Genomic DNA, 5153 nt, shown 5'->3' with positions numbered 1-5153 from the left:
ACCTAGGATTGGACGCTTGATGAACGACCTCCCCCAAACGCTTGCACCGGACTCGCTCGGGCCAACCGTGACGATTGGAGAAATCCTGGTAGAGATCGTCGCGAGGCAGACAGGCACCGGTTTCCGGGAACCGATCGACCTCATTGGCCCCTTTCCGAGTGGCGCGCCCGCCATCTTCATCGATCAATGCGCGCGTATGGGCGGAGCGGCGGCAATGGTGGGCGTGGTGGGCGACGACGATTTCGGCGCGGTCAACATGGAGCGCCTGAAGCGAGACGGCGTAGACACTTCCGCCATCGCTGTTTCCGCGGATTATCCGACGGGCAGCGCCTTTGTCCGCTACCGCACGGACGGAAGCCGCGATTTCGTCTACAACATCGCCAAATCCGCCGCCGCTCGACTGGAATGGACCCCGCAGGTCGAGGCGCTGATCGCGCGTTGCGGGCATATCCACGTCATGGGAACGGTGTTCGCAAGCCCCGCGGCCTGGGCGATCACCGAACGCGCGATCCCGCTGATCAAGGCACGCGGCGGCACCATGTCGCTCGATCCGAACCTGCGCAAAGAATTGCTGGCGCACGGCCAGACCGAGGAGAAATTCGCGAGCCTGGTGGACAAAGCGGACCTGCTGCTGCCGTCGGGCAATGAATTGTTCCTGGCCGCCGGCATGGATGGCGAGGAACGCGCAATCGAGGCGCTGTTCAAACGAGGGGTCAAGGAGATCGCCGTGAAGCGTGGCGAACATGGCGCGTCAGCCCGTCAAAGCACGGGCGCCAGTGCCGATTGTCCCGGCCTCATCGTCGAGGAAACGGACCCCACCGGCGCCGGCGACTGTTTCGGCGGAGCCTATGTCGCATGCCGGCGGTTGGGGATGCCGCTGCGGACTTCGCTCGAATTCGCCAATGCGGCAGGGGCGCGCAACGTCACACGCCTCGGCCCCATGGAGGGAGCCGGCACGCGGGCCGAACTGGAAGATTTCATGGCAAGAACGGCGAGAAGAAGCTGATGCGTGTGGCGATCGAAGATGTGCCGGGCCTGCACAGGGAAGGAAAGAAAATCGGGGTAACCTCGGTGTGCTCGGCGCACCCCCTGGTGCTCAAAGCTGCACTGCGCCACGGCCGGGAAACCGGCACCACCGTCCTGATCGAAGCGACGTGCAACCAGGTCAATCATCTGGGCGGTTATACGGGCATGACGCCGTCCGATTTCGCGGCGATGGTGAAAGCGCTCGCGGCAGTCGAGCAGTGCCCGACAGAGCTGATCGTGCTTGGCGGGGATCATCTCGGTCCCAATCCCTGGAAAGACCGGCCCGCCGAGGAGGCGATGGCGCAGGCCGGGACAATGGTCGATGCTTATGTCCGCGCCGGCTTCCGCAAGATCCATCTCGATGCATCGATGGGCTGCGCGGGTGAACCGGCGACGCTAGACGACCATACGGTGGCCGAGCGCGCAGCCAGAATGGCGGGCGTCGCGGAACAGGCGGCCGCGCAGAGCGGCGGGGCAAGCCCGGTCTACATCATCGGGACGGAGGTGCCGCCTCCCGGTGGCGCCGATCACGCTTTGGATGCGATCACCCCGACCAGTCCGGAGGCGGCTCGCCAGACACATGCCATTCACGCCAAAGCATTCCAGGCCGCCGGGCTTGAAAGCGCGTTTTCCCGCGTCATCGGGCTTGTCGTGCAGCCGGGCGTGGAGTTCGGCAACCAGAATGTGATTTTTTACGATCGGACCAAGGCCAGCGATCTGGCGGCAACTCTGAACACATTGCCGTCGCTCATTTTCGAAGCGCATTCGACGGACTATCAGGGCGAGAGGCCGCTGCGTGAACTCGTCGAAGATGGCTTCGCCATCCTCAAGGTCGGCCCCGAGCTGACCTTCAAACTGCGCGAGGCGCTGTACGCGCTCGACCTGATCGCTTCCGATCTGGTGCCTTTCTATGGCCAGCGGCCGCTTTATCAGGCCATGGAAGAGCTGATGCAAGCCGCGCCCAAGAACGGGGCAAGCCACTATCATGGCAGCGATGCCGACAAGCGGACGCTGCGCCACTACTCCTATTCCGATCGCATCCGATATTATTGGGCGACCCCGCAAGCCCGTGCCGCCTGCGACCGGCTCTTCGACGCGTTGAAGGGCCGCAAGGTGCCGGTGACGCTGTTTCTCCAGCACCTGCCTTCGGCGCTCGCTTGGGCCGCCCGCGGCTGCGACGTCGAGGAGATCGCGATCGATCACGTCCAGCGAAGCATCGAGATCTACGCCCGGGCATGCGGCACCTGAGCCCTCGTCCGGTTCTTCAAGGCCAGAGCGGATGGGCTGGCGGGCGGCAGAAATACTTACAGCGATGGTCCCAATCGGATCGGGCTGCCGTCGCTGAAACGGGATTGACGGAACCTGTGGAGATTGTGCCCGGTCTCGTTGCCCTGGATCAAATCGGACAGGATGCGGCCCATTCCGGGTCCTATGCCGAAGCCGTGGCCGCTCATCCCGGTCGCGACAACGAGGCCTGGGAACGCAGCGGCGCGATCGACGATGGGCACGACATCAGGCATCGCATCGATCATGCCCGCCCAGCTCGCCTTGAGCGGTACGGTCGTGAACTGAGGGAAAAGCTCCCTGAACCCGCCGTCGATGGCGCGGAGCGCCGACGTCTCGGGAGCCGGATTGAGGACGCGCATCCGTTCGAAAGGGCTTTCTTCATCCGCGTTCCAGCTGCGCGGGGTCGACCAGCCGTCCGGGTAGCCTCGCGGCGCGGCCGGCAGGTAGCGTGTGCCGAACGGATTGGCCATCAGGGCGCTGACATATTTGCCTGCATGGCGAAATGCGTCCGGCCCTATGTAGAGTTGGCTGCTGCCTCCCGATGCGAGCGTGTACCCGCCATCCTGCCTGCGCCGGAAAGCGATGCGTTCGTCCGCGGCGGCACCGGCGTGGATTTCCGCCATCGGCGCTGTCGCAGCGACAGTCGCCCTGACGCTGAGCTGCGGAATCGAGATGCCGTGGGCGCGCAGGAACAGCGACGTCCACGCGCCGCTGGCGACGAGGACGCTCGAGGCCGCGATGAGCCCTTTCTCGGTCCAGACGCCACTGATGCGTCCCGCGGAGATGTCGAGCATACGTGCCGCGCAATTCTCGATGATCGTCGCGCCTTCGCGGGCCGCCAGGCGAGCAAGCGCGGGCACGGCGACCCAAGGTTCTGCCCGCATGTCCGATGGAGTGATCATTGCGCCTTTGAACAGTCGCGACATGGCCGGGATCAGGCTTGCCAGCTCACCCTGGTCGAGGAGACGCGTGTCGACGCCATGAGCCTGGGCGATCTTCAGGAATTTCGCGAAGCCGGCCATCTCCTTGTCTGTTCGCGCAAGATAGGTAACGCCCGTCTGCTTCAGTCCTATGTCCTCGCCACATTCCTGTGCCAGTTGCCGCCAGAGGCGCTGCGCTTCGATGACGATCGGCAGTTCGTCGGCATCGCGGCCCTGCTGCCGGATCCAGCCCCAGTTGCGCGAGGATTGCTCGGCGGCGATGCGTCCCTTTTCCAGCAGCGTCACCGAGACGTTCCGCCGCGCCAGGAACAGTGCCGTGGTCACGCCAATGACCCCGCCGCCGATGATCACGACGTCCGAGGTCCTCGGCAGGGGCTGCTGGAACTGGATCGGGGTGGCTTCAGTGAAGGGGAAGATTGTCAAAGAGCACTATCCTTTGGCATTCCGCAGCGGCGTCCGGTCTACACACTTGATATCAGGGCAGCGATATCTGGCCGCCGTGAGATGTCGATACCACGCGAGGAGATTGATCGTCAGCTGCTGCTTGCCGGGAACGACGAGGCCAGATCGCGGCGCCGGCAAATCCACGCTTCTGAAATCAATTTCCGGGCCATGGCGCCGACCGGGGGCACGCTTGCCTTCAACAGCGAGTCGATCGCCGGCCAGGCGCCGGAAAAGCTATGCCGGAAGGGCCTGGCACTGGTGTCGGAAGGCCGCAGTATCTTCCGGACACTGACGGTGCGGGAAAACCTGCTGCTCGGCGGCATGATCCGCAAGGACAAGGCCGAAGCGGCCGCCGATCTGGGAACGGGTTCTGGAAATCTTCCGATCCTCAGGACCCGCTACCGCGGCGTTGCCGGCCACCTTTCCGGCGGCGAGCAGCAGCAGCTTGCCATCGCCCGCGCCATCCTGCAGCGCCCGTCGCTGATGATGATCGATGAACCGTCGCTTGGCCTTGCGCCGCTGGTGATCGACCAGGTCTACGAAAGCCTCCGCCAGCTTAACGCCAGCGGGCTGACCCTGCTCGTCGTCGAACGGTCCACCGCTCGCATTCTCGACCTCGCTTCCCGCGTCTACGTGCCGCGCAACGGCCATAACGCGCTGGAGGGTTCGGCAAGCGAGCTTGCCGACGGGCATGCGCTGGAAAAGGCCTATTTCGACTATGGCGATCGTCAGACGGCGCACGCATAATCGGGCAGGCAAGGGCTACAACAATGATTTTCGACTACTGCGTCATCGGCGGCGGCATCGTCGGCCTGGCGACGGCCATGCGGCTGCTGGAAACATATCCCGGCTGCAGCCTGATCCTGTTGGAAAAAGAGGAGGCTCTCGGCAAGCACCAGACCGGCCACAACAGTGGTGTCATCCATGCCGGCATCTACTATCCGCCAGGCAGCCTGAAGGCCGAGCTCTGCCGCAAGGGCGCGGATGCCACCAAGGCCTTCTGCCAGGAGAACGGCATCCGCTTCGATGTCTGCGGCAAACTGCTCGTCGCCACCTCCGCACTCGAAGTGCAGCGCATGGAGGCGCTCCACGAACGCTCGAAGCAGAACACGATCGAAGTCCGGCGCGTCAGCGAGGGTGAATTGAAGGAGCGGGAACCGAACATCCGCGGTCTCGGCGCGCTTTTCGTGGCCTCGACCGGCATCGTCAGCTATGCCGATGTCTGCCAAGCCATGGGGCGGCGCATCAGGGCGCTTGGCGGCGAGATCCGCCTGTCGACGCGCGTCACCGGCATTCGCGAAGTCATCGATTCCGTCGATATCGCGTCGGCCGGCGAAAACTGGCAGGCGAAAAAACTGGTGGTCTGCGGCGGTCTCCAATCAGACCGGCTGGCCGTGCTCGCCGGGCTTTCGATCGAGCATCGCATCGTTCCCTTCCGCGGCGAATACTATCGCC

General features: G+C 64.3%; 5 protein-coding genes. 4 read left to right on the top strand and 1 reads right to left on the bottom strand.

All coding sequences use genetic code 11. The features are described 5' to 3' along the window. Window positions 1-19: 19 nt before the first annotated feature. Window positions 20-1006 (top strand): sugar kinase, encoded by a 987-nt coding sequence (locus EOA22_RS23730; RefSeq protein WP_063170080.1) that lies wholly within the window; start codon window positions 20-22, stop codon window positions 1004-1006. Next, on the top strand, window positions 1006-2274 hold the full coding sequence (locus EOA22_RS23725) for a D-tagatose-bisphosphate aldolase, class II, non-catalytic subunit (protein ID WP_127390254.1): 1269 nt from the start codon (window positions 1006-1008) through the stop codon (window positions 2272-2274). Before EOA22_RS23730 ends, EOA22_RS23725 begins: the two co-directional genes overlap by 1 nt. Window positions 2275-2330: 56 nt before the next feature. Here the strand turns inward: EOA22_RS23725 and EOA22_RS23720 are convergent, their stop codons facing one another. Further along, window positions 2331-3677 carry an FAD-binding oxidoreductase gene (locus EOA22_RS23720; RefSeq protein WP_063170079.1) on the bottom strand — a complete coding sequence of 449 codons (1347 nt, stop codon included), beginning with the start codon at window positions 3675-3677 and terminating at the stop codon, window positions 2331-2333. A gap of 81 nt (window positions 3678-3758) precedes the next feature. Here EOA22_RS23720 and EOA22_RS23715 point away from each other — a divergent pair, with 81 nt between their 5' ends. Both EOA22_RS23715 and lhgO read left to right on the top strand, forming a co-directional pair. Beyond that, window positions 3759-4445, top strand: coding sequence for an ATP-binding cassette domain-containing protein (locus tag EOA22_RS23715; RefSeq protein ID WP_063170078.1), 687 nt, complete (start codon window positions 3759-3761; stop codon window positions 4443-4445). Window positions 4446-4471: 26 nt separating this feature from the next. Further along, a partial coding sequence (lhgO, locus tag EOA22_RS23710; RefSeq protein WP_245478673.1) for an L-2-hydroxyglutarate oxidase occupies window positions 4472-5153 on the top strand: 682 nt, incomplete at its 3' end.

Source organism: Mesorhizobium sp. M7A.F.Ca.US.014.04.1.1 (assembly GCF_003998745.1).
Classification (GTDB): Bacteria; Pseudomonadota; Alphaproteobacteria; order Rhizobiales; family Rhizobiaceae; genus Mesorhizobium; species Mesorhizobium ciceri.
This window is presented reverse-complemented; position numbering and strand designations above follow the sequence as displayed.